Origin of the sequence: Formosa agariphila KMM 3901, from assembly GCF_000723205.1 — a bacterium.
In the GTDB taxonomy this organism is placed as follows: domain Bacteria; phylum Bacteroidota; class Bacteroidia; order Flavobacteriales; family Flavobacteriaceae; genus Formosa; species Formosa agariphila.
The window spans coordinates 2,189,598-2,214,254 of record NZ_HG315671.1; the positions used below are offsets into that span (position 1 = coordinate 2,189,598).

The 24,657-nt window shown below is 33.8% G+C and carries 21 protein-coding genes; 12 read left to right on the forward strand and 9 right to left on the reverse strand.

Annotated features, from left to right (window positions below; translation table 11 throughout):
* Positions 1-41: 41 nt before the first annotated feature.
* The 5 genes from BN863_RS09495 to BN863_RS09515 all read right to left on the reverse strand — a co-directional run bounded on the left by BN863_RS09495 (position 42) and on the right by BN863_RS09515 (position 4,441).
* On the reverse strand, positions 42-749 hold the full coding sequence (locus BN863_RS09495; RefSeq protein WP_084817510.1) for a DUF1963 domain-containing protein: 708 nt from the start codon (positions 747-749) through the stop codon (positions 42-44).
* Positions 750-761: 12 nt separating this feature from the next.
* Entirely contained in the window at positions 762-1,187 is a 426-nt protein-coding gene (locus BN863_RS09500; protein WP_038529905.1) for a DUF2262 domain-containing protein, read from the reverse strand.
* 147 nt (positions 1,188-1,334) lie between these two features.
* Entirely contained in the window at positions 1,335-2,498 is a 1,164-nt protein-coding gene (locus BN863_RS09505) for a hypothetical protein (protein ID WP_148304599.1), read from the reverse strand.
* 211 nt (positions 2,499-2,709) lie between these two features.
* Positions 2,710-3,351 carry a hypothetical protein gene (locus BN863_RS09510; protein ID WP_038529909.1) on the reverse strand — a complete coding sequence of 214 codons (642 nt, stop codon included), beginning with the start codon at positions 3,349-3,351 and terminating at the stop codon, positions 2,710-2,712.
* Positions 3,352-3,535: 184 nt separating this feature from the next.
* Positions 3,536-4,441, reverse strand: a complete 906-nt coding sequence (locus BN863_RS09515; RefSeq protein WP_038529911.1) for a DUF6892 domain-containing protein — start codon at positions 4,439-4,441, stop codon at positions 3,536-3,538.
* 162 nt (positions 4,442-4,603) lie between these two features.
* On the opposite strand from BN863_RS09515, the gene BN863_RS09520 reads away from it, so the two are divergent.
* From BN863_RS09520 to BN863_RS09565, 10 genes are all read left to right on the forward strand, one after another.
* The gene (locus BN863_RS09520) at positions 4,604-4,954 is read left to right on the forward strand and encodes a hypothetical protein (RefSeq protein WP_038529913.1); all 351 of its coding nucleotides are present in this window, start codon (positions 4,604-4,606) and stop codon (positions 4,952-4,954) included.
* Between the two features lie 2 nt (positions 4,955-4,956).
* Positions 4,957-5,817 carry a hypothetical protein gene (locus BN863_RS09525; protein ID WP_038529916.1) on the forward strand — a complete coding sequence of 287 codons (861 nt, stop codon included), beginning with the start codon at positions 4,957-4,959 and terminating at the stop codon, positions 5,815-5,817.
* Complete coding sequence (locus tag BN863_RS09530; RefSeq protein WP_038529919.1) at positions 5,818-6,951, forward strand: adenylosuccinate synthetase; 1,134 nt, start codon at positions 5,818-5,820, stop codon at positions 6,949-6,951.
* Between the two features lie 59 nt (positions 6,952-7,010).
* Positions 7,011-7,427 (forward strand): hypothetical protein, encoded by a 417-nt coding sequence (locus BN863_RS09535; protein ID WP_038529922.1) that lies wholly within the window; start codon positions 7,011-7,013, stop codon positions 7,425-7,427.
* 92 nt (positions 7,428-7,519) lie between these two features.
* Positions 7,520-8,578 carry an SMI1/KNR4 family protein gene (locus tag BN863_RS09540; protein ID WP_038529924.1) on the forward strand — a complete coding sequence of 353 codons (1,059 nt, stop codon included), beginning with the start codon at positions 7,520-7,522 and terminating at the stop codon, positions 8,576-8,578.
* Between the two features lie 25 nt (positions 8,579-8,603).
* Positions 8,604-11,108, forward strand: a complete 2,505-nt coding sequence (locus BN863_RS09545) for a hypothetical protein (protein WP_148304600.1) — start codon at positions 8,604-8,606, stop codon at positions 11,106-11,108.
* Positions 11,109-11,111: 3 nt separating this feature from the next.
* Entirely contained in the window at positions 11,112-11,771 is a 660-nt protein-coding gene (locus tag BN863_RS09550; RefSeq protein WP_038529929.1) for a DUF1266 domain-containing protein, read from the forward strand.
* Positions 11,768-14,017 (forward strand): tetratricopeptide repeat protein, encoded by a 2,250-nt coding sequence (locus tag BN863_RS09555; protein WP_148304601.1) that lies wholly within the window; start codon positions 11,768-11,770, stop codon positions 14,015-14,017. Before BN863_RS09550 ends, BN863_RS09555 begins: the two co-directional genes overlap by 4 nt.
* Before the next feature lie 27 nt (positions 14,018-14,044).
* Positions 14,045-16,012, forward strand: a complete 1,968-nt coding sequence (locus tag BN863_RS09560; protein WP_038529934.1) for a tetratricopeptide repeat-containing sensor histidine kinase — start codon at positions 14,045-14,047, stop codon at positions 16,010-16,012.
* Positions 16,013-16,017: 5 nt separating this feature from the next.
* A complete protein-coding gene (locus BN863_RS09565; RefSeq protein WP_038529937.1) occupies positions 16,018-16,653 on the forward strand; it encodes a response regulator transcription factor in 636 nt (211 codons plus the stop codon).
* A 24-nt stretch (positions 16,654-16,677) separates the two neighbouring features.
* Here BN863_RS09565 and BN863_RS09570 read toward each other — a convergent pair whose 3' ends face one another.
* Positions 16,678-17,670 (reverse strand): hypothetical protein, encoded by a 993-nt coding sequence (locus tag BN863_RS09570; RefSeq protein ID WP_038529940.1) that lies wholly within the window; start codon positions 17,668-17,670, stop codon positions 16,678-16,680.
* Between the two features lie 152 nt (positions 17,671-17,822).
* On the opposite strand from BN863_RS09570, the gene BN863_RS09575 reads away from it, so the two are divergent.
* Positions 17,823-18,218, forward strand: coding sequence for a hypothetical protein (locus tag BN863_RS09575; protein ID WP_038529943.1), 396 nt, complete (start codon positions 17,823-17,825; stop codon positions 18,216-18,218).
* Positions 18,219-18,385: 167 nt separating this feature from the next.
* On the opposite strand, the gene BN863_RS09580 is transcribed toward BN863_RS09575, so the two are convergent.
* Both BN863_RS09580 and BN863_RS09585 read right to left on the reverse strand, forming a co-directional pair.
* A complete protein-coding gene (locus BN863_RS09580; RefSeq protein ID WP_038529945.1) occupies positions 18,386-18,787 on the reverse strand; it encodes a hypothetical protein in 402 nt (133 codons plus the stop codon).
* Between the two features lie 23 nt (positions 18,788-18,810).
* Positions 18,811-19,500 carry a hypothetical protein gene (locus BN863_RS09585; protein WP_038529948.1) on the reverse strand — a complete coding sequence of 230 codons (690 nt, stop codon included), beginning with the start codon at positions 19,498-19,500 and terminating at the stop codon, positions 18,811-18,813.
* Positions 19,501-20,787: 1,287 nt separating this feature from the next.
* Between BN863_RS09585 and BN863_RS09590 the strand changes: the two genes are divergently transcribed.
* A complete protein-coding gene (locus tag BN863_RS09590) occupies positions 20,788-22,905 on the forward strand; it encodes a thioredoxin domain-containing protein (protein ID WP_242404011.1) in 2,118 nt (705 codons plus the stop codon).
* 326 nt (positions 22,906-23,231) lie between these two features.
* Here BN863_RS09590 and BN863_RS09595 read toward each other — a convergent pair whose 3' ends face one another.
* Positions 23,232-24,638 carry a sulfatase-like hydrolase/transferase gene (locus BN863_RS09595; RefSeq protein WP_084817511.1) on the reverse strand — a complete coding sequence of 469 codons (1,407 nt, stop codon included), beginning with the start codon at positions 24,636-24,638 and terminating at the stop codon, positions 23,232-23,234.
* Between the last annotated feature and the right edge of the window lie 19 nt (positions 24,639-24,657).

Consider the following 24,657-nt stretch of genomic DNA (forward strand, 5'->3'; position numbering starts at 1 on the left):
TTTTATCTTTAGCTATTTACAGTCCATGTTCTAATATTCAATTAATAAAAATCGTAATACAGACTCCACTGTTTGGTCTCGCTATTTTTGGCGAACATTAAGCTCCCGCTATCAACCACATTTAAATTTACTTTTTCGTCTGAAGAAATTTGAAACACAAACTGAAAGCCTTCTCCAAAGCCTTCAGCATCGCCAATTCCAGATTGACAAAACGAAGGATAGCCACCAATTTTATGGTCGTAAACATGTTCTGAAATATCGAAATAATCGTCTATTATCCCTTCGTCTTCTAATTTTAAAATTTCAGATTCCATATCTATAGACAAACCACCGCCATCCCATAATGGAAAATCTTGTTCTTGAAAATCTACTTGTAATGGAAATGGTTTTAAGAAAGAATCTGGATGGTCAATATTTTTAATGGTAATGCCATCTAAATCTTCATATTCACGAATCATCCAACGGTCTCCCATAGGTTCTAATTGTTCCGGTAACGCTTGTGATATAAAAACTGTTATCAGTTTTGTTTTTTTAATATTGGGGTGTACGTAAGGTAAATTAGGAAGGTAAAACTGGGCTAATGGTAACATTAAATCTCCGTGTTTATCTGTTGGAAGTTCTTCATCTTCATGAAAAGCATATACCTTTCCTAACCAACTTTCTTCAATAGTATGTGTTGGTCTAAAACCTCCCGCACGAAACGTAGTTACAGGTTTTGCAATTTTATTTTTGATATCTTCTACGGTCATAATTATTCGTTTTTAACCAAACATGCTGGTATCTTTAAAGTGTTTCCCGTCGTGCGAATGCGCTACCAAATAGTGATTTCCAAACATGCCATTTTCTGTATAAAACACATCGATTAAATCTTTAGCATAGAAATGAATGGCTGTAACCTCTAAATTATTTTTAAAAGCTTCCTCTGTTAATTCTGGATAGCCCTTTTCTTCATCTGCCCAATCCTCATTATAGTTCTGTAAAAAATCATTCACAATTGCTGTTTTTGCCTTGGTTTCGAAGCTTACAAAATCTTCTAAAATCGTGTTTGCAAAAGCAATCATGTCGTCTAAACTCACATCACCTAAACCAAGGTGTAAGTCTATTTTATACAAATCGCATGCTAGAGTTACTTTAAAAGCACCTTCGGTATTGGTGTCTTTTTTAAGGATGTCTCTTATTATTTTCATGAGCAGTTCTTGTCATTAAATAGCACTTTACTACCATCCGAAATGGATTATAATGTTAGATAAAGTGCTTTTCTCAATCTATTTGTGCTATACAAAGGTGAAACTTTGCCTAGTTTTTAAAGTAACGGATTTCAGTGATATTGAATTTTAAAGTTCTTTTTTTCGTGCTTTAAGTTTATTAATTAGCAAGTCTATTTTTTTCAATTTTTCTTCGTATTCATTTTTAATGGCTATTTGAGAGGCTTCTATGGTTTCGTTAGAATCGAAATCTAAAAGTTCGACCGTATCATTTAGGCTGGCAATAGTCTCATATTGACCTGTTGCTTTAGGTGTGTCTTTAGATTTGAATAATAAGATATCGGAATCTACATTACTTATAAGTTCGTCTACTGTAATGACTTTCATCGTTCCAAATTGCGATAATTGTAAAGCATCACCGTCAAGTAATTGATTATTCAATTTAACGCTAAAAGTTTCAGACGACGGACTGCGATACACAAGCCCTTCTACAGCATCCTTATCTTCTAAATGTGACAACTTATAGTTCTCTATATTTGGAGTCACTATAGTAACGGTATCAATAAGCTCGGTATTCTCCTTAAAAATATGCTTCGGATAAATAGTATGTTGTATGTTACCATTACTTAAAACAGCCCATTGTCCTGTAGGCGATTCGCTAGCAGATGGGTCGATAATGACAGTATATTTAACTTTAGATTTTCTGATATACGGTTTAAAATCTTCATTAACTGTGGTAATTTTACTTTTGTACATAGACACCAAATCCAAAGTATAATCGGCATCGACTTTAGTCTTTATTCTAGATAAATTATCTAAAATTTCTATAACTGAGCTGTAAGCTTGAGCTTCTTTAGAAGAATCTGTAAACGATGATTTTAAAACAGCTTCTGTTCTGCTTATATTCTGTACACAAACATCGGAAACCGTTTCTGTATTCGCTGTATCTGCGTATTCATCTGGATTTAAAAAATAATCTTCAGCAACTTGGGCGCCTTTAAGTACGAAAGTTTTAGACCGATCTGCAACAAATAATTTTGAAATTTTTAAGGGGTCTTCAATCGTGATTTTAGTGGTACTTGAAGTTAAGGCTTGATCCTTCCCATTTTTAAAAACTCTTGGTTCGTTTAACGTATAAACAATCTCTAATTTTAAGAGGTTTTTAGGTAAATTATACTTGATTTCATTTTGTTCTAATCGTGTATCTTCCCGATACAATGCCGTATAACTTTTTTGGCTACAAGACGTAAATAAGATTAATATAAGTACGAAATAAAGTAGAGTATTTTTCATTTTGAATGTGTTTATTTTACATGTCAAAACTAGAAGTAATGCCTCTGAATTTTATCCCTGAAAGTAGTGAGATTGAAACATACGGTATTCAGGTAATACCGTTTTAAACATTCTAAACTAACAGAAAAAGCACGCTTCTAGGAGCGTGCTTTTTTTACTAAATACTACGGTAAAGCAATAGTCGCTAATACAATGGCATTCATACTTTTCTTTAATTGAAAACGATAGCAGTTTTATTAGTGATACTAAATTTGGCAGCATCTAAAAGTGTTGCACAAACTAAAGTCTCTACCCATAAATCACCTTTATCGTGTATCCTTTTATTGAGTTCCGGTAAGTTTGAAATACTATCCTGCTCGTTTAATATAATGCCCAAAGGTTTTGTAAGCGTTTTTAATTCTTTTAGCAAATCGTAAGACGATCCAATCATTGCTCCAGGAACAGGTGCTTCATCGGTATCGAAAAGAACTTCTGGTAACTGCACAGGAATATAAAATCCTTCGGTATCGGAATGCGTTAAAAGATGACTAGACATATATGAATAATGCTCTTCTAAAATCTCGTCGCCTTGTGGTTCTTCTTCTGGCGAGAAAGGTGTGGGCACCCAATTTTCCTCATATTCATTCTCCCAAGCGTGGGCAGCAAATCGTCTTAAGTGATGTAAAAAATCATATGGAAAACCTCCAGAGAATAAAGGTGCCTGATCTAAAACATCTGGTTCTTGGTGTGGTTCTAAATTATTTTTTTCTAATATCACATTTATATTGTCAAAAATAGTTTTATACGCCTCATAACCTTCTGGTTCATTCTCTATAAAGTCTGCTAATATTCCACTTGTAATTCCTAATCCCATTATCTCATTGTTTTAATTATACAAAACAAAATTAGAATTTAAGCCCCTGAGTTCTATCACTGAAATTAATGATACTTATAAATACTAAATTCTAGGTTTTGAGTTTTTGAGTAATAATTACTACCACAAAAGCACGCCATTATGAGCGTGCTTTTGTATATTTCGGCATGATATTTTTAATGCATTACAGCCATTCCGCATCTATACCCAAAGCTATAAATTCTTCATAAGCGGACTCGGTAGCATAACACAGTGTCACTTTCTTTAAATTGGGAAATTGTTTGGCATCTACACATGTTTCAATATCCCAATAGTCTACAGCACCTCCCGAAAACGGACATAAATTCATATAAATATCATTGCCGCCGTCTTGATAAAAATCGGTGATTTCAGAAGCCAGACGTTTTGGTATGGGTAGGTCTTTAAAATATTGGGTGACTTCGGCTATAGGTTCGTAGCCTTCTTCATCAATATCAATTTCACGACCTTTATACCAATCTGCAAATTCATACAAATCAAAAACAGGCTTCATTAAACCTTTGGTATACATCAATTCTTCAATCACAGAAAGTTTAAACCCAAAATCTTCAAAAACCAAAACGTCTTCGTCCAGTGGCTTCATGGTGTATTTATCTTCTGGCAGTCCTGCACCTCGTTCATACGGGATATAAGTATGTACTTGAATGGCACCAATGCTATCGTCTTCTTTACTAAACCAAGCACTAATACCATTGGCTACCAAAGCACCACTATCATCGCCTTTGAATAATTTTACATGCTGATTTTTACGAGATGCGTAGTAACTTAAAATATCTTGATTATTAAAATGAAAGATGCCTGAAAAAGGCTGTTTCGGACTAAATTCATAGCTGTCCAATTTAATGGCAATTGTAATCGATTCTGCGATATTACCACCTTTAGAATACGCCATAATACCTAATGCGCTCCATGTAAAAATGGTGTTATTTTTTCTTTTAAAAATATTTAAATCATCTCCCAAACACTCTTTTAACACGTCTAAAGACACGGGAAATTCTATGGCAACAGTATTTATTTGAAATCCTTTTGAAGATAAATGTAATGCAATCATAAGTACGTTTTTGTTCGTCCAAAGATACGGACACCACCTAAAAAGAATATGCCTGTATTCCGTGATATTTATATGTAATTAAGCAAACACAAATCTTAAAATCACAGTTTTCAGGGATAAAAACCACACAGACTAAACCGAACTTTGTTGAAAACCTTTTTTATGGAAGAGCAAGTTAAAAGTGCTGCGTTTTTAGAATCTTTAAAACGTAACAACGAAAAAATAAGAGACGATCGTGCAAGTGCCATTGCAGAAGATGCACAACTCATGTACAAACGCGAAACCGAAGATTTAGCCTTGTCTTTAAAGCGCCTAAAACGTGAACAAGAGAACATGCTAGATATGAGTCCGACAGACGCAAATAGTTTGGTACTGGCATCCGATTTTGATGCTAAAGATTATGTGGCCAAAGACTTAGAGATGTCTGTAAAAATTAGAAACTTAGAAATAAAATTAGAATTAGCCAAAAAGCGTTACGCTCACTTATTTGGTGGTACAATAAACGAACTGTAATTATGGGAGGAGGACGATTTAGTAACGATGCATACGCACGATTAAGAAAATCTAAAGACTATAGTAATAAGTCTAGAGAAGAAATATTTACATCCAGACAGATAGATCCAGAAATGGATCCTACAAAAGCGCTTGTTAGAGAGTCTCGAGATTCTGAAGAACATCCTGAAACAGTATCTATCATAGTGGCATTAGATGTTACTGGAAGTATGGGTTTTGTACCCGAACATATTGTAAAAGAAGCGTTACCAGATTTAATTGGCTCTTTAATGGAAGCTGGAATTGAAGACCCGCAAGTGCTGTTTTTAGGTATTGGCGATTTTATTTACGACAGTGCACCGTTACAGGTTGGGCAATTTGAATCTTCGGCAGAATTATTAGACCGTTGGTTAACGCGCGTATACTTAGAAGGTGGCGGTGGCGGAAACAATCAAGAAGGTTATAATTTGGCTCATTTATTTGCGGCACGTCATACGTCGATTGATTGTTGGGAAAAAAGACAACAAAAAGGCTTTTTATTCACTATTGGAGACGAACCTGTGTTTCCTACCATTCCTGCAGAAATCATTAAAAGATATACCTGTACAGATGAAGCGGAAACAATTACTACCGAAGCCATTATTAAAGAAGCACAAGAAACCTATAATGTGTTTCATATGCATTTAGAGCATAACGAATGGTCTAAACAAATACGTCGAAAAGGTGATTGGAAAGCGCTTTTAGGCGATAATTATATAGAAATTCCAGATTATAAAACGGTAGCAAAACGTATTGCAGAGGTGGTGATTCAAAATCATAAACCGAGTACGGCAACACAAACAACATCGAACAGTACAGATGTTGATGTAGAAAACATGTTATAAATGATAAGATGTAGTCTCGTTATAGATTTAGGATTTGGTGATGCTGGAAAAGGCTTAACTACCGATTTTCTGGCATCGCAACATCCTGAGAAAAGTCTGGTGGTACGATTTTCTGGCGGACACCAAATAGGACATACCGTAAGTACGGAAAAGCTAACGCATACGTTTAGTAATTTTGGTTCGGGAACCTTATTGGGCGTACCCACCTATTATTCGGAGTACACTACCCTATTTCCGCCTGCTATTTTAGACGAAGGTGAGTTTTTAAAAACCTATCAGCCTAAATTGTATGTGCATCCGCTGGCGATGATTACAACGATCTACGATATTGCCTATAACAGAGCGCTGGAAAAACAACAAAATCACGGCTCTTGTGGTTTGGGTTTTGGAACAACTATCGCGAGAAATAAAGAAGAGGTATACCTATATGCAAACGATTTACAGTTTAAATGGGTTCTAAAACAGCGTTTACAGAGTATCAAAACCTATTACGATACTAAGTTAAAAAGTCAATCGAAGTCTGTTCAAGCGTATTATAAAAACGAACTAAAAGATTATAAAGACGACTATTTTATAGACAGTTGTTTAGCCATTCAGAAGTTTTATAGTGTAGCTACACTTTCAGCGCTATCAACGACGTTCGAACATTTTATTTTTGAAGGCAGTCAGGGCATTTTACTCGATACCCAACACGGATTCCATCCGCATACTACTTGGAGTTATACTACGTCTAAAAATGCAATTCAGCTTATTAAAAATCATATAAAAACCATTTCAGAAATCGATATCTACTATGTGTCGCGTTGTTATCAAACACGTCACGGTAATGGTCCTATGGCTGAAACCGAAGCTGTAACGCTTCAGAATAATGAAAATGAAGCGAATGTGACTAACGAATTTCAAGGCGAATTTAGAACGCAATCTTTAGCCCCTGAACTCCTGAATTATGCCTTGAGTTGCGATGCCATTCATCATCAAGATTTAAATATTAACAAGCACTTCATGCTAACCTGTTTAGACCAATTACCTCATTTTTCTTTTAATAACTTGCTTCAAAAATTAGATACAACATTCCATACTGTTTACGGAAGTTACGGACCAAAACGAGAATGTATTCAGAAGCTTTTAGACTAAAGTTTCAATGGGTTCAACTCGACTTTAAAGGATAGAGAAAAACAATACAAAAATGTATTATGACTAAAATAGACAACGACTCTGGAATTGAATTAAGTTCCAAATCAAAATATAAACCTTTAGTTTTTGCACTATTTATGATAGGGCTTTGCCTAATTTCCCTACAAGATATATCTATAGAATCAGTGATTCCTTTAGGCTGTGCCATCGTATTTTTTGGTATATATGTCTTTAACAAAAAGCTTAAAGTTTTTAAGTTTTTTGAGACCCATTTCGTGTTTCAACCAGGAATTATAGGAAAAACAACTGTGCCTTATAGCGCGCTTAAATCTTATGCGGTTGTAAAAAAGGTCATCGTAATCACGTATCAGAATCCGAATGAAAAAGAAAAGAAAATCAGATGCCTTGTTAGTCAGATTGAACCTAAGCATTTTCCCTTATTAGAACGCACCTTGAAAAGTAAAATTAGTGATTAAACAAGTCGCTTCTTTTCACAAAATCACTAGTTTCAGTGATAAAAATGACAATGTTCCAAAGTACCTTAGCATTCTAAATTTACACACGTAAAATGACCAATTACACCGCATATTCAGATAATTTTAAAGATATACAATGGAGTGATTTTAATTTTGAAAACATTCAAATCGATACCTTTCCTGTCCTAGAAGACCCTTATCATTATAGTAACAGTTTTACATTTAGAGATGCCCTTTTAGAAGCTATTGAAAAACATACAGGAAAACCCGTCTTTAAACTCTTATTTATTACGCCAGATTACATCAGTATTCACAAATTTTATGGCATTGCTTATCTTGAAGGTAAAATGGTTTACGCCTTTAAAATAGAACAAACACCGCTTTTTGAGGAATGGTGTGACACTATATTAGATGAAGACCCAAATGAGAAAACGCTAACATCTTCTGTGTATTCTTTTGGACAAAATAGTTTTAGCTCACAACCTATTAGCAATTTAAAGCACATCACCTTCCAAGAGCATACAGGTGCTTTTATTAATCATTTTATTCCCAATCAGTTTATAGCCGAAAAATTGGCAAAAGAAAAGGCCGATTTTTTAGCGCCGTTTATTCAGCTGGAAGCTGGTATAGATATGAAAGCCTTGGTAGAATCTTTCATCGGTTTAATTTCAGAAAAAGGGTTAATGCTTCATCCGCCTACAAATAACGAGGCCATTTATAAAACATTTGAAAAAGAAGCCGGCTATCCGTTTCCGCAACTCATAAAAGACTACTTAAGCTTGCATAACGGCATTGACCGTTGTGCCATTATGGGTGCAGAAGACATGTATAACGAATGGAAACAGTGGAAAGATATTTATGACGATTGGACGCAAGAAGAGTTGTTGGATACCTACTCTACCAACGAAGGAAAAGCGCTATTAATGTACACCACACCCTATTGGATTCCGTTTTTCGATTTAGAAAACGGGAATTTCCTAGCCTTCGATTTTGCACCGAATACCAAAGGAAACCCCGGACAAATTATTCGTTTTGGTGCCGACCAAGAAATTGGATATATCGAGGCCGACGACCTCGTTTCCTTTTTTGAAAGTTTAAGAAGCAACGAAAGCGAAATTGAAGACAACGAATGGTTTTATATCGCCAAATAAGGATATGAAAAACAGTATTTAAATTTTGAATAATCCCAAGCATATGTCTGCGATTTATAAAGAACATATATTACCTCAATTAAACATAGCATCTTTAGAACCGGCTGAAGTAAAAGCCCTAATTCAGGCTTTAGAAGCGTTAAATGCCACAGATTATGATGCCTATCACACTCTAAAAAACAATACTGATTTAGAACATGTAACGGCTATTTTTACTGAAAATGTAGCGCAACGTATTTATTTTTATCCGAAGTTGTACGCTAATGAAGAACAAGGTTTAGCATTTGTTACTTCTTGGTTGCCGTTGTTAGAAAAAGGGTTTTATCCTGATAAAAAAAGCACAAACAAACTCGTAGAATTTTTACAGTTTAGTCTGAGTTATTTAAATTCCGAAGCCGTTTCTAAAAATGTAAAAACCCAAGTATTTCATGTATTAAAACATATTGTTCTAAGTAAATCTGAAGCATCCTTGCCTATTGCTCGTTTTTTGGTGCATTACATTTTTGATATACGAGATGTACTGAATTCCGATTTTTTAATTCAGCAGTGTCTTCAACATACACTTTTAAATGAAACCTATTCGGTAGTGCATTCCGATAAAACTATCAGTACGTTTTCATTTAAGATAGACAACCATTTTATAGAACATTTCTTTGAAAATGATTGGTTAAAATTCATCAGTAAATTTCACTACATATTACCAGTAGGACGGGTTTATATGCCAGGTGCTTACGATTTGATGTTGCCATGGTTTAGCGAAGAATTAGCACTATTTTACAAAGACCATTTAGAGCAAACCTTTGAACTTCATAAGGCTTTAAAAGAACGATTAATTTTTGGTGAAGTGAAAAGTCTTGAGTTACTCAATCTAAAAACCACTGAAAATAATTACCCCGTAATCGTTGGTTTAGAATCTAAAGTTTGGGATGCTGGCGATGTGTTATTGTTTAATAATCGTGATAAAAATATTCCGATACTACAATTAGATGGTAGTTATATGCGATTTATACATTGGTTAACTGCCGATAGCGGAAGTCATTTTTATACAGAAGCTTTTAAAGATTATGGGATACATATTTTAAGCGAGAATTCTGCCGAAGCTCTGCCATTGCAATGCATTCCGTTTTGGTTTAATACCTGTCATCCCAAAACAGGAATTGCGAATCAAACGGAAACGTATAACACCGTATTTTCAAAATTGTTAATTGAAGATTGTAAAGACGTACTTCCCACAATGCGTTTTCAACATAAAGATTTTCAGGCGACTGGAGCGTTTTTATTACAGAATGTGTTTCAAACGCAAGACAACTTCAAAGGTTGGCTTGACGACTTCAAAAAAGCAGGTCTTAAAAATCCGTTAAATCAATTTTTAGTCCGCACGTTTTTTGATGCGCGCGAGGGGTTAGCGGAGTTATACACTACAGAACAGCAAGAGATTTTACAAAAATATTTATTAGCATTAGCCTATTCTTCAAGAGACACTAATAATGCTATTAGAACACAACATTTACCATTTATAGTAAAGACACTCGCGACCTTAAGTGTAGAGCCAGGGAATTTTACACGTGTTAACGAGATTTCGGCACTAAAAAATATTGATGCTTGCGTTGAAGACCTTTGTAACGCTTTTGCACGCGGACATTATATTAATGAAAACCGTCCGCTTAACCTCAGTATTATTCAAGCTTGGTTTAATTATTTGGGCGATTTTTATTACAGTTCCGGACAAGAAGCTGTTTGGATTTCGGATGTTTTAAATACGCAAGGTGTCCGCACTGCAACCTATTTTAATGCTATGGAAGAAGATGTCAGTTTCTTTTTAGACCGAGCCATAAATCGTATTATCACCTTTCATAGAAAATGTGAATTGAAACAAGATGACAACCTCATGTTAGGGACTATTGCGACACAAATTGAAATCTATTTAACCGATTTTCTAGGTACATTAGAAAAAGATAAACTCAATGCAAATACTGCAAAATATCTGCATGAATACAGTAAAGGCGACGAAGCAGGTTTCAGTAATCTAACAGAATTATTAGTTGCTATTGAAGGGTTTAATGGCATGCACTTTAAACAAGAACCAATTTCAGAGCATAGTACAACTCTAGAACCTATGCCATCCATTAACATAGAGATGGAGGTTGTTGAAATCAACCAAAAATATGTCGATGCAGTACTTCATAATTTAGAAAATTATAGAACATCCGGTAATTGTGACACGGCACTTTTACAACCGCTAGATGAGAAAATAGAAGAATTTAAAACTTGGTTAGCTGATGATAAAACAGGAATAGAATCCAAATTTACCCAAGTGCTTTATATGACCTTACTCGATACCAATTTAGCGCCCGGAACAACATCCGAAACCTACGGGAATCTTTGCAGAAGTATATTTGTACATCTAGTAAAAGACACAAAAATGGCACCTTCGTACGCCATGGGATTACAAGCGATGGCAAATTCCGGTGCGTATTCAGAACACCTAAAAACCGCTTTATTAGAGGTTGTTCACCAGTTAAAAGCTTAAAACATGACACAAGATATCACACCCGAAATTCAAGACCAATTAAACTTATCGGCTTTGATTTTAAAGAAAAATCATAAACATGCCGACTTAACAAGTTGGTCTGGTTTTGACTTAGAAAACGACATGCAAGTGAAACAAGCCAAACGGCTTTTAAACCTGTACGGTATAAAATCTGGTTTGCATTTACGCAATAGTTTACAACGTTATGAAAGCGGACAAATGGTCTCACATAAGTTCGAAAAACTAGCTTTAGAGTTTCGTATGAGTACCACAACCGACTTTGATGCCAAATACAATGCCGAAGAAAACCCGAGTACAAAAGGCATCTATAAAATGGTGTGGAAATACCGTTTCAGCCTAAAGAAAGAGAAACTTATTGGTTACGAAATGGCATATTATATTTTTCAAATGCGTTTGGGTCACGTTTTAGGTTTTATAGACACAGACGAAATGATTTTACGTTTAGAAGAAGCGCATGACACCGTTAAGTCGACTTTTTCTAGCTGGGGAGATTTTCACCGAAATGTGTGTTTGGGAGACGAATACGTATTAGGAACAACAGAACAAGATATGAGTAAATTTCCTGGAACAGAAACGTTATGGGAATGCTACCAACGTTTACATATAGAACACGCCGATTGGTTTAAAACATGGAAAAAATGAGGTTATCAAGACAAGAGGTTATAGCGCATATTGAGCGTGCAGAAGAACTGTATAAAGCCAATCTTTATATGCATTTACAACCTCATATACGTGCTATACAAGACAATTCTGAAGCTATAGAAGATAGGTATGCAGACCTTGCCAGATATTATCGCATTTACATGCTGTATCTTGGTGCTTATGAAGAGATGAATATAGAGGTCCTACAATCTTATTTAGTAGGATTGGAAAACATAAATCACGTTGAAGCTTCAGATTACGAATATGTGTGTAGCCACTATAAACAATGTGACGAATCGGTATATCAAAAAGCAGTTATGTTATATCCGTATAACGACACATTGCACTTGCATTATGCCTTAAAATTACAATTTGAAAACCGTTTTAATGAAGCCATTCTTATTCTGAAATACGTTTTAGAATGTTATCCTGGGCTTACAGAAGCACGTCTGTTACTTTGGGATATCGAATCGGCTCAATTAGAACACTTATGCACATCTACAGAAGATGCCGATTGTTACGAGCTGTTAGATTTAGCATCAGCTACACATAATAAAACCGTTTTAAAAGGGTTACAATTAGATGAACGTTTAGACCAAGCCAGTCACAATTTAGCACGTATTCAAGTGGATTTATGGGAACGTAAAGCTTCTGAAAATCAAAAGCAATGGGTTTCGGAATGGCGACTTCTAGAATTAAATCTTACCACGCGTATTTTATTAGCAGATTATGCAAAATCTTTTATGAAGTACGATATGGTATCGCAAATTTTAAGCGCACCAAGCGAACCAAAATTCCCCGAAGAAGTATATAGTACTTTCGAGGATTATCAAGCCTATATGCAAGCCTTAGCAAACTCGGGTTGGCAATTGGCACAGCATCAATATGTATTGATAGGAAATTCGTCATACTATTTTTCAAAAAACAAAAAAACAATAGAAATTTGTGTCGAACGTGGCTTGGCTTTAAATCCTAATAATCCAATATTACTAGTCTTAAAAGCAAAGTCTTTTTTCTTTAATTTAAATTATCAAGAAACCGGACAAGCCTATCACGAAGCCTATAGAAACGGACTCCGAATGAGTGAATATTTGTTTTACTTATTAGAAGTGAATAGTCGTATAGAAAGCTGGCAAGGCATATTGGATATCGTGGTACAATTTCATAGACGAAAAACGCCAACGCTTAAAACCTTATTTTTTCAGGCCCGTGCCTTAGTGAAATTAGGACGATTCGATGAAGCTCATGACGTGATTAATGAAGCCCTTAACGATTTTCCGTTACCACCACATTCTTATGCCCCTTGGTTGTATAATTTGCGTATGATTATCCATAAACATAATCAAAATTTTACAGCGTTTTTTGAAGATATGTACTCCGAAATTAATTTTTATGAGATTGGAGATTCAGACTATTGTAGCACCATGAATATGTGTGTAGAAGCTCTTATAGAAATGGGCGATTACAAAGAAGCGCATAAATATGCGATTTATAATTACGAGCAAGAACAATTGGCACCCGAATTATATACTGTATTTCAGTGGATTTGTTTTTACGATTACTTACCAAAACCAGACGATTTACCTGCCGTTAGCGCGGAAGATTTAATAGACCAGCCCACAACATTTTTAGAATACAGAAACAATGGGTTTATGCATTGGATGTTAGGCGATAACACTGCCGCTTCTACTAATTTACAAATGGCATCTACCCTAGCCACTAACAAAGCCTATTATTTAAAATTAGCATTATCGTGTGCAAACGAAGGTTTTGGTGATATTGAACCTGCCATTACACTCTGTGAAACCATTCAAAGCCAAGTGCCTCAAGCTCAAGACTGGAAATTAGGTTATGATTATGCAAATTTGTTACATCAAGAACAACGATACCACGAAAGTTATGAGGCCTTTGAAAAGCTCCTGCAAAACTATCCAGATTATTCTTTTTTTCAATTCGAAAAAGACGAATATCACGTCTTGTTAAAAGTGTTAAAAGAGGCTTCTAAAGGTATCGGACATATAGAAGATTACACCAAATACAACGCCATGTTTTTAAGTAAAGACCAACCCGCTGAGAATGCTATTTTAGAACATTTAGAGATTGCAACTTCAACTTGTAATGACGACTTGTTTTTACGACATAATTTACTAGAACGCGTTTGTAAACTGGATATCGAATTTGAAAATAACGAGCTTGAAACGTTAAAAGAAATCAAATCTAGAATAAGAAATGCATATTTCGCTTAAAGGTATTAAGTTTACCTATTTATTTAAATGAAGCTGATTACAAAACATCATATTCTAACAGTAGTCGTATTCTTCGGACTAATTAATCTTGCGCTGTCTCAAACTTCCGACAGTACACCAGGTATAGATGCTCTAGCCAAAGAATACTACGAAAACGTAAATATTAATCCACAAATTGCAAAGAAAGCTGCTACCGATTGGCTAAAAGAGAGCAAAAAGCAGAATATAGAACTTCAAGAAGTAAGGGCACTTTATGCCTTGGGAAACCTAAGTAATATAATTGGAGATTATAAAAGCACCATTTCCTATACCAATGAAACCATTGCTTTACTTCATAAACTTAAAATTGAAAAGGGTTTAGCAGCTTGTTATAATATTATTGCATCGGCTTATAAATACTTGGGAGATTACCCTAAAGCTATTGACAATTTTATGGAATGTTTGAGTTATTCTGAAAAGACGAATAATAAAGTTCAAGAAGCCAATGCGTATCAAAATATAGCAACCCTGTATTTGCTTCAAAAAGAGTATAAGAAAGCAGCTGAAAATCTTGATCGCGCCGCAAATTTGTATCGTGAAATTGGAGACGATGATGGCGTCTTGACCACCTTATTTAATTTTGCTAATATTTTAAAAGAAGAAGGCAAATTTGATCAAGCCCGAACCCATTACCAAACGGTTTTAGGCTATAGAGAAAAAGAAGGCAATAAAGCCGTTGTGGCTTACGTAAATATTAATCTTGCACAAATGCTCGTAGAAGAAGGCCGCTGTGAAGAGGCTGTAGTTGCTTTAAAGAAAACATTAGCGCTCTTAGAAGAAATTCAGTTTACATCAGATATTACCATCGTATTGAATGATTTGGGCTTGTGCGAAACCAAATTAGGACACACAAAATCGGCAATACATTATTTTCAACGTGCCTTAGCCATAGGTGAAGAACAATCTTTATTAAGATACAATTCCGATATTTATAAAAACTTAGCACAGTTGTATCAAGATGACGGCAATTATAAAAAAGCATTAGAGTATTACCAAAAAGGAGTTACTACAATTGCGGATCAAAATTCCTTAGATAAAGAAAAATACGTTGCTAACATTCAGGAACGTTACGAAACGCAATTAAAAGAAGCGCGCATACAACTCCTTGAAAAAGAACAAAAATTAAGTGATGCCGAATTGCAAAAAGCAGAACTTAAAGTGAAACGTCAGCGCCTCATTAGAAATGTGTTTATCATTGGATTTATACTGGTATTACTAACCTTAATTGTTCTGAGATTATTATACATTCAGCGTTTACGGGTGCAAAAAGAGTTGGGTGTTCAGCAAGAAGAAAACGCAAAACAGAAAATTAATCAGATGATGAACGATCATAAATTATCTGTTATTGAGCGTTATCAAGAAGGTCAGGACCAAGAACGCGAACGGTTTGCAAGAGAGATTCACGATGGTATTGGAAGTGACTTGGCCGGAATACGGATTGCTTTTGAGCATTATGCCGAAAATCACGAAGACAAATCGCAGTCTAAGCGTATTTCTAATGCCATAAACAATGCGTGTATCGATGTACGTAGTTTGTCGCATCAGCTACATCCACTACCCTTTTCTAAAATTGGATTTACGAGTTTTTTAAGTGATTTTATTAGTCAGATTACTCAAAAATCAGACATAGACATTAAGACGTATTTCTTCCCCGAAGAAGACATCGATCAGTTACCTCAAGATGTATTAGCCGATGCTTACCGCATTGTACAAGAATTAATTAATAATATTTTAAAACATGCTGAAGCCTCTCACGTCGATGTACAGCTTACGCGACATACCGATCATTTAAACATTGTAATTAATGATGATGGTAAAGGGTTTCAAAAGAACAAAAAACATGGAATTGGACTCCGAAATATTAAAGAACGTTTACAAAAAGTAAAAGGTTCTTTAGACATTGATAGTAGTCCTGGACATGGAACGTCTATTACCATAGATATTCCCCTAAAATAATAATTATGAAGAAAATAAACATCATAATAGCAGACGACCACTTAATGTTTCTTGAAGGTATTAATACCATTTTAAGCGACATGGAAGAAATTGGCGACGTGCATTTGGCCACCGAAGGCAAACAAGTGGTTCGCTTACTAAATCAGTTTGAAATTGGTTTAATAATAAGTGATATTAGCATGCCAAAAATGGATGGTATTGAATTGCTTACCGAAATTAAAAAGAAGCATAGTCATGTTAAAATTATTATGTTAAGCATGTTAGATAATCACAGGACAGTGCATAAAGTGATTCAGAAAGGTGCCGATGGATTTGTGCCTAAATTTACCAGTAAAGAGGAATTACAAAAAGCAGTTCGAACGGTTTTAGGTAACGAACAGTATTTCTCCGAGGTGATTAAACAACGTTATATGGAAAGTGTTTTTGAACGTAAAAAATATAAAAACATAGAATTGTCGCCTCGCGAAAAAGAGGTTTTATCCTTGTTAGGAGACGAGTTAACTTCTAAAGAAATTTCAGAAAAATTATTTATTTCGGTGAACACCGTAGAGACGCATAGAAAAAATATTCTTTTAAAAACAGGCTCTAAAACCACAACCGGAGCCGTTAAATATGCCATAGAATCTGGTTTATTTGACTAATACAAAACTTAAAAGCAACGCGCATTATTTAGTTCTAATACCCTCCGCTTCTATAGTACTTATAATTTGTTTTAATTCTTCACTATACGACGTGGTATCATTCTCGTCGGTTAATAACTCGCCACGATATATAAATTTAGTATCTAAATCAAAGTACACCACATAAATTCCTGTTTGCGGGTTTTTCCATTTACCATTTCCGTTATTTACAATGCGCTTATCTTCTAAATACTGTATCCAAGCCCCTCTAGACAAAGTAGATTTATCCATATAAATTTTGCTGTTTTCATTCGTTTTAAAATATGGATACGGCCCTTTTAATTTAGCATGTATATGTTCTAAAACCATGGTTTTTAAGCTTTCAAATCCTTCCGCCTTTTCGGATAAAAACATAGGGTTCTGGATCCGTTTACTATCTTCCATATCTAACGGGATGATTACAAAACCATCAGGATGACTAGCAGTTTTAACGAGTAAACGAAATTGATAGCCTGTGTTTAACGTTTCATAAGATTGATTTAACCGATCTATAAAACGTGGTACCAGATCTTCTAAGACTTCAGGTTTTACATCCTCGTTAAAATTCAGCTCAATAGATTCTGTTGCAAAAGTTATTTCAGGAATTTCATCTTTAAAATCGGCTTTAACAGCTTGTCTCGTTTCATAACGTATTACAGCGTCTTTGTACAAATCATCTACCGTCATATTATCAGAACTAGGATACATGGGTAGGGTATCGTTTTCTAATATATGTTTCAGATTAAGGTGCGTATAAAATGCTATTTCAGGAATCTCCTTATCATAAATAAGCATGCCGTACATATTAGGATCCATAGTTGCCGCGTTAAAAAACAGTGTTAAATCACTATAGCCAAGTTTACCATCATATTTTTGTTGCAGATAGTCTTCTAAATTTTGAACTGCTTTTTTTTTTGGTATCCCGATATAATTCGCACAACCTGCAACTATAAGCAGGACGATTAAAATGCATATAACAGATAAAATTGTAATCTTCATAATACTCTAGTCTATCATATAAATGTAGAGCAATATTCATACTAGGCCCTCACTGAATTCCGTGAGTTTAAATATTCCCGTAAAGACGGTGTTTTTCCGCCAATGGGTTACAATATCTTTGAGGAAATAATTAAACAAAAAAACCTCAAATCATGGGATTACAAGAAAAAAGAGCAGCTAAATCTATAGAAGATCAATATTTAGGAGAGTACCAAAAAGAAATTAATGAGCTTGTAGGTAAGGAATTGCCAATTAATATTAACTGGGATACGTTTGAAATGGATTTTATAAAATTTGTACCAAGCGTATGTTTACAACGTCTTACAGATGGAATTAAATTGGTTTGTAAAGACGATATGGGAAAAGAAGCTATGGCAGAAAGTGTAAATTCTATTGAAGTATACTGTATTCCGAATGAAGGTGCCGAAGCAAACAAAGAATTAAAATTAGAAGATGGTGTATTTTCTTTAACAGCATGTTGGGGTGGTCATCATAGTGGTTATTTTATAGACTTAACCATCCGTGAATATTTAGAAAATAACTTATAGTATTACACAATTGTAAAGATTAATCTAATCCAACCAAAAAGGGAAAGCCTAATACGCTTTCCCTTTTTGTATTCCTGAATAATTTTGTAATCCCCCTAAAAACGGACATAAAAAAGCCTTTAAGACATGTATCTTAAAGGCTTTTTCTATGATGATATATTGTGAGCTTAATTTAGTTTTACATCGTTTAAAACGACCCCTGTTAAAATCGCATTAAAGTAATAATCTTGAGACTGTACATTATTCTCTGAAAATGATTGGCTGTAATTATGAATTATAGCATTATCAAACACAAAACTTACAACAGGTTGCTCTTGGTTTTGGTAATAAATTTTTAAACTTCCAGACCATTCACCTGGTTTATGAGATAACCATTCTAAAAATAGCGTACTCATCTCGTTTCTCATCGCTCCAGATAAATTTACGTCTAAGCCTCGTTCTTGTTCTTCGTTTGGATAGTATGTAGACGAAAAGTTGTAATCACATTGCGAAAGCTTAAATAACTCTTCTGTATGTTCGTCTTTTTTAATTCTTAATTCGATACGCTGAATTACGTTTAATTCTGTCATGATTTCTATTTTTTAATTATAGTTTAAAGTCCTTTCTCTATTAAGCTTTGTAATGTTATGGCCTTAGGAAAACTTTTTAATCCTTTAGTTATATCTATAGTAAGAGCAACGACGTTTTTATTTAAAGTAGATGTGTTTTTATTACCTAAGGCGAATTCTACTGTTGAAATTGCAGCTGTAAACGCTTCTTTTGCTAAATGATCTGAAGCGATCTTAGAAAGTGTTTCCTTTAGTAACGATATTACTTTTGAAGCATAATACTTATCCAGATCTTCTGGAGTTCCGTCATGTTTATACATAATTGAAATATCTTTCCCTAACGCATCCTTAAATTCTAATTCTAACGCTTTAATATCTTTTTTAAGCTGAAGTCCGGTAGGGATTTCACTAGAATCCGGAGTAAAAGGAATCTTGCCTTTAGATAATAGGTAGCCGTACTTGTTTATATTACTCAAAGAAATAGACGAGATTGTATGCACAGCTATATATTGAAATTGGGCATCTCGATCGTAAATATCACATAAGAAAACCACCTTCTTTTCTGCATCATAGTTTACAAAAAAACCAGTTGCACTGTCACCATGTGTGCAAATCGTTACTTTAGGCATACGAGGGCGGTCTTCTTTTCGTTCTATATCTGCTATCTCTTGAAGTATATTTATAACCTCATTAGTATCTAATACAGGTAATTGTAACATTGTTTTATAATCCATATTTGAAATCTTTAATTATAATTACAAATTTGGAGTAAAACCCTAATTTTTTTCTAACCGTTTTCAGTGATATTTACAAATAGTTTATTTGAAGTGAGTAGGAAGTCCAATTTAAACATCTAACTTAAATTCTTTTAACCTAAGTAATAAAGCATTATTATATCACTACTTAGGCACTAAATAAATCAACTACAGCTTATTGGTTGTACTTGAAAACTCTAATTAGATTTTCTTAATTCATGATTGTACTGTAAAATCTGATAATCATGATGAAGTTTTAATGACGTTAAAGTCACCTGCATGTGCGATGGCAGGAATGATTGTAGATGAAGTTATAGAACGGATAATGGAATTAAGTTTTATGAAAGAAACGACTGTAAATTAACATGGGAACCAACTTGGGATAAAGCTTTAGTGAGTAATGATGCCTTACTCTCTTTAAGATTTATGTAATTAGTTAAACGATTATTAACAAGTATAAAATAGTATAGATATGATTTTAAAAACGTATAAAAATTTAAAACTAAAATAATTAATTAAACGTAGTAAATATTATTTTGGATTAAATATAACTCTACTAAACTCAGAAAAAGCACAAAAGAGTAAACCAAAAAACATCAAGGTAAATGAAAGTAAAGTAAATTCTATTTGCCGATACAGTATCTTACATCTTAATATTCACAAGGGTTAATTTCACATGTGTAGTACTTATGAGGTACAAATAATGTAAATTTATATTCAAAAAAGTCAACTAAAAAAATTTACTCACAAAAAGTGTCTGTTTCTTTTAATTAATCATATTTATTTACATTTATTCTTAAAATTCTCGTCTTGTTCGAAAATCTACTTGTAATTCAGCACGTTTTCACTAGAAAGGGTACTTAGATTTTTCTTCAACCACTATTTGAACATTTTTAAACAAACTGAATAATTTGTATTCTTAAAAGTCAAAATCATATTTTCATTAAAGGCTAAAAATTTATATATCCAGTTGTAAAAAGTAGGATTACAAACTCCAAGCAATTTTTCAAATTGAAGAAAACTAAAGGTTCCTGACTCGCAATCTTTAACTATAGACAGTTTAAATTCTTCTGAATAAGTTCATCGTTTTTTTTATAGTTTAATGTTTGCTTTCATAAGTTTCCATTTTGTTTAAAGTGGTCAACCTATATTAGGTTCATACAAAGTTTAATTCATGATTTTTTTGCACTTATAGAGGCAATATAAATTTTCTGACTTAATAAAAATAAGTATATTTATTAAATATCCATTTTATTCAAAATTATTGTGAAAAACATTTTCATCTCAATACTTATCTCTTTTATTTTATTTAATTGTAGTAAAAGGAAAGATTTAAATAGGGAAAACTTTACATATACAAATGATTTAATTGAAGAAAGTAGCCCATACCTTCTTCAGCATGCTCATAATCCTGTAAATTGGAAACCATGGAATGAAAAAACACTGGAACTTGCTAAAAAAGAGAATAAATTAATCATTTTATCCATAGGCTATTCAGCGTGTCACTGGTGCCATGTTATGGAAAAAGAAAGCTTTGAAAATGATTCTATTGCGGCAGTTATGAACAAAAATTTCATCAATATAAAGGTTGACAGAGAAGAACGACCTGACGTCGACAAGGTATATATGCAAGCGGTACAATTATTAACTGGAAGTGGAGGTTGGCCTTTAAATTGCATTACTCTGCCAGATGGTAGACCTATTTATGGAGGTACTTATTTTGAAAAACATGAATGGTTGAAAATTATTACCGAAATTTCAAACCTCTATAAAGAGTCTCCAGAAAAAATTTCAGCTTATGCAGAAGAGCTAACTAAAGGCATTAAATCTTCTGAATTAATCCATATAAAGAAAAAAAACAACGAATTTAAACCCAAATTTATATCGGAAGCTGTTAATTCATGGAAGCCTCAATTAGACTCTATTAATGGAGGTCAATTGGGTAATATAAAATTCCCTATGCCAATAAATCTCGATTTCCTTTGGAAATTTGGTGTTCAAAATAATGAGGAATCTGTTAAGAACCATGTAACAAACACACTTACAAAAATGGCTAAAGGTGGCATTTATGACCAAATAGGTGGTGGATTCTCTAGATATGCTACGGATGAGATTTGGCATATCCCTCATTTTGAAAAAATGCTATATGATAATGCACAATTAGTAAGCATATATTCCAATGTATATGCTGTCACTAAAGATGAATTATATAAGCAAACTGTACAGCAAACACTTAACTTTTTAGAACGAGAATGTTTAGATGAAACAGGAGCATTTTATTCGGCAATTGATGCCGATAGTAAAAATAATGAAGGCAATTTAGAAGAAGGAGCATTTTATGTTTGGAATCAAGAGGAATTAAAAACAATTTTGGGGACTGATTTTAATTTATTCAAATCATATTATGATATTAGCGATTCAGGTTTGTGGAAAAATGAGTTATATGTTCTGAAACGAAACCAATTTTCCGTTTCTGAAATTTCTAAAAACAACGATATCAGTGAAGTTGATTTCAATGTTAAAATAAACAAATGGAAATCTATTTTATTAAAAGCAAGAAATAAGCGTGCACTTCCACGATTCGACCACAAAATCTTAACATCCTGGAATGCTTTAACCATAAATGCATATCTTGATGCATATCGTGTATTCAGAGATCCGCATTATTTGGAAATTGCAAGAAAAACTGCAAATTTTATTATTACTAAACAACTACGAACAGATGGAGGATTAAACCATGTATACACGAACGGAACAAGTTCTATAGATGGTTATGCTGAAGATTACGCAGCAACTATAGAAGCTTTTATTAATTTATATCAAGTCACTTTAGACGAAACATGGTTAGATAAAGCCGTGAAATTAATAAACTATACGATAACTCATTTTTATGATAAAGAAAATAAGTTATTTTATTACACCTCCAATAATTCTACACCATTAATAACACGAACTAAAGAATCAACTGATGGTGTAATTCCATCTTCTAACGCAATGTTAGCTAGTTCATTATTTAAATTAAGTTTATATTATTTCAATGAAAATTATAGTAATAAAGCAAAGGACATGATGCATATTATGCAAGATCATATGCTTGAATCTCCTTCTAGTTATAGTAAATGGTTAAGTTTATTGATGGATTACAGTAATCCATTTTATGAAGTAGTCCTTAGTGGTGATAATGCGATAGCACTTGTAACCGAATTAAATGGCTATTATCTGCCAAATATTATTGTGGGAGGGGCAACTTCAGAAAGTAGTTTACCCTTAATGGAAAACAAGTTTAACAAAAATGAAACTTACATATATGTCTGCACAAAAGGCAACTGTAAATTACCTCAAACAAAGGTTAGTGAAGCTTTAAAAAGTATTTCAAAAAAGTAGATTATGAGTAAATAGTGTTAATGTACAGAAAGTTAATATTTAATACACTTAGATTTTTAAAATTAAGGGTATTTACTCTCGTCTCCAAACTCCAGAATTTTATTATATTGCTCTAACTTATTTTTAGTGATTTTCTACTGGATGATAAACTCTTAGAATTTCAACCCAAATAGACCTTTTTCTAGAGCCATAATCATTTCAAAAGTCATTAAAATATTCAGAAACATCTTTATTATAAATTATTAAATTAAATTTTAGCGTCTCCCCCCCTTAAACATCCTTGATTAATTTATTTACCTTCCACATCTGAATGTCTTTTATACTAATTATTTACCTATAATTATTCTTTCTTTTGAAAAGCCATTTTCCGTCGGTGTTGTAGGCAATCCCGCTTCAAACACTTTAATTTTATGAAGTAAATCGGTTACTTTTTCAGGATAATCTTGAGACACATCTATGTGTTCAGCCCAATCTGTATTGATATTATACAATTCCGTTCGACCTAATTCAGCATTAGTTAGAAGTTTCCAATTAGCCTCTTGAATTCCAGAACTTGGCCAGAAATATGGACTATTATTTGAAAAACGCCAATCCCAATAAATGGGTTTCTCACGATTATAAAGTGCTCCTTTTATAAGGCTTACAATGCTTTCACCGTCAGACTGGTAGCCATCTGGTAAAGTTTCATTTGCCAATTCTAAAAACGTGGGTAGTAAATCTACGGTAGCCAATTCAGTGGTATTATTTACTATTCCTGCAGGAACAGTTCCTGGCCATCTTACAATAAATGGAATACGAACACCGCCTGCAAACAAAGATCGTTTTTGTCCTTTTAATCCATTGGTTTCTCCAACCGAATAATAAGTTCCAAAACCTGGGCCGGTAGAATTATCATCTGCAATTTTTTGCTCACCTGTAATTTCTGGTCCATTATCCGATGAAAATATGACTAAGGTATTCTCATCTATACCTAAGCTTTTTATCGTTTCCAATAATGCTCCTATACGCGCATCATATTCTGCAACTACAGCAGCATAAACTTGTTCTTGTTCATTTAAATATGCAAATTGTTTTAGAAATTTTTCTTTTGGATAATGTGGTGTATGTGTCGCGTGAATCCAAGCATTCACAAAAAAGGGTTTCTCCTTATTACGTTTAATAAAATCGATTGTTTTATATAACGTGGAATCTGCTTGCATTTGATGCAGACTACTTGGTAAATTAAATGCCCCATATTCATCATATCCATACTCCAATGGCGATGGCGCATCTGAAACATGAGTATTAGAAAGATGCCATTTACCAAAGTGAGCGGTAGCATAACCTGCTTCTTTTAGCATTCGCGGTAAAGATGGCGCTTTAGGGTCTAACCAATCAGGCATACCTCTTTCCATATGTGAGACTACAGATGCAAAATGACCATGAACACTTTGACGCGCAGGAAACTGACCAGTCATTACGGCAACTCTACTTGGTGAACAGACAGGGTTAACCACAGAAAAATTTTGAAAATCTATGCCTTCAGCTGCCATCTTATCAAGGTTTGGAGTTTTACAAAATGTACTCCCGTGAATACCCAAATCTCCATACCCCCAATCATCTGCATAAATGAAAATAATATTAGGTTGATTTACTTTAACTATTTCGGTATGTGCTAATGTTGTTTTTTTGTTTTGATTACAAGAAAAAAACATCAAGACTATAAGTAATGTATAAAGTTGGCTGGATTTCATTGTATTTTGACTTTTGTTT

Coding starts and splice junctions, on each gene's coding strand:
- BN863_RS09495 (WP_084817510.1), bottom strand. CDS start 749: ATGACCGTAGAAGATATCAAAAATAAAATTGCAAAACCTGTAACTACG.
- BN863_RS09500 (WP_038529905.1), bottom strand. CDS start 1,187: ATGAAAATAATAAGAGACATCCTTAAAAAAGACACCAATACCGAAGGT.
- BN863_RS09505 (WP_148304599.1), bottom strand. CDS start 2,498: ATGAAAAATACTCTACTTTATTTCGTACTTATATTAATCTTATTTACG.
- BN863_RS09510 (WP_038529909.1), bottom strand. CDS start 3,351: ATGGGATTAGGAATTACAAGTGGAATATTAGCAGACTTTATAGAGAAT.
- BN863_RS09515 (WP_038529911.1), bottom strand. CDS start 4,441: ATGATTGCATTACATTTATCTTCAAAAGGATTTCAAATAAATACTGTT.
- BN863_RS09520 (WP_038529913.1), top strand. CDS start 4,604: ATGGAAGAGCAAGTTAAAAGTGCTGCGTTTTTAGAATCTTTAAAACGT.
- BN863_RS09525 (WP_038529916.1), top strand. CDS start 4,957: ATGGGAGGAGGACGATTTAGTAACGATGCATACGCACGATTAAGAAAA.
- BN863_RS09530 (WP_038529919.1), top strand. CDS start 5,818: ATGATAAGATGTAGTCTCGTTATAGATTTAGGATTTGGTGATGCTGGA.
- BN863_RS09535 (WP_038529922.1), top strand. CDS start 7,011: ATGACTAAAATAGACAACGACTCTGGAATTGAATTAAGTTCCAAATCA.
- BN863_RS09540 (WP_038529924.1), top strand. CDS start 7,520: ATGACCAATTACACCGCATATTCAGATAATTTTAAAGATATACAATGG.
- BN863_RS09550 (WP_038529929.1), top strand. CDS start 11,112: ATGACACAAGATATCACACCCGAAATTCAAGACCAATTAAACTTATCG.
- BN863_RS09555 (WP_148304601.1), top strand. CDS start 11,768: ATGAGGTTATCAAGACAAGAGGTTATAGCGCATATTGAGCGTGCAGAA.
- BN863_RS09560 (WP_038529934.1), top strand. CDS start 14,045: ATGAAGCTGATTACAAAACATCATATTCTAACAGTAGTCGTATTCTTC.
- BN863_RS09565 (WP_038529937.1), top strand. CDS start 16,018: ATGAAGAAAATAAACATCATAATAGCAGACGACCACTTAATGTTTCTT.
- BN863_RS09570 (WP_038529940.1), bottom strand. CDS start 17,670: ATGAAGATTACAATTTTATCTGTTATATGCATTTTAATCGTCCTGCTT.
- BN863_RS09575 (WP_038529943.1), top strand. CDS start 17,823: ATGGGATTACAAGAAAAAAGAGCAGCTAAATCTATAGAAGATCAATAT.
- BN863_RS09580 (WP_038529945.1), bottom strand. CDS start 18,787: ATGACAGAATTAAACGTAATTCAGCGTATCGAATTAAGAATTAAAAAA.
- BN863_RS09585 (WP_038529948.1), bottom strand. CDS start 19,500: ATGGATTATAAAACAATGTTACAATTACCTGTATTAGATACTAATGAG.
- BN863_RS09595 (WP_084817511.1), bottom strand. CDS start 24,638: ATGAAATCCAGCCAACTTTATACATTACTTATAGTCTTGATGTTTTTT.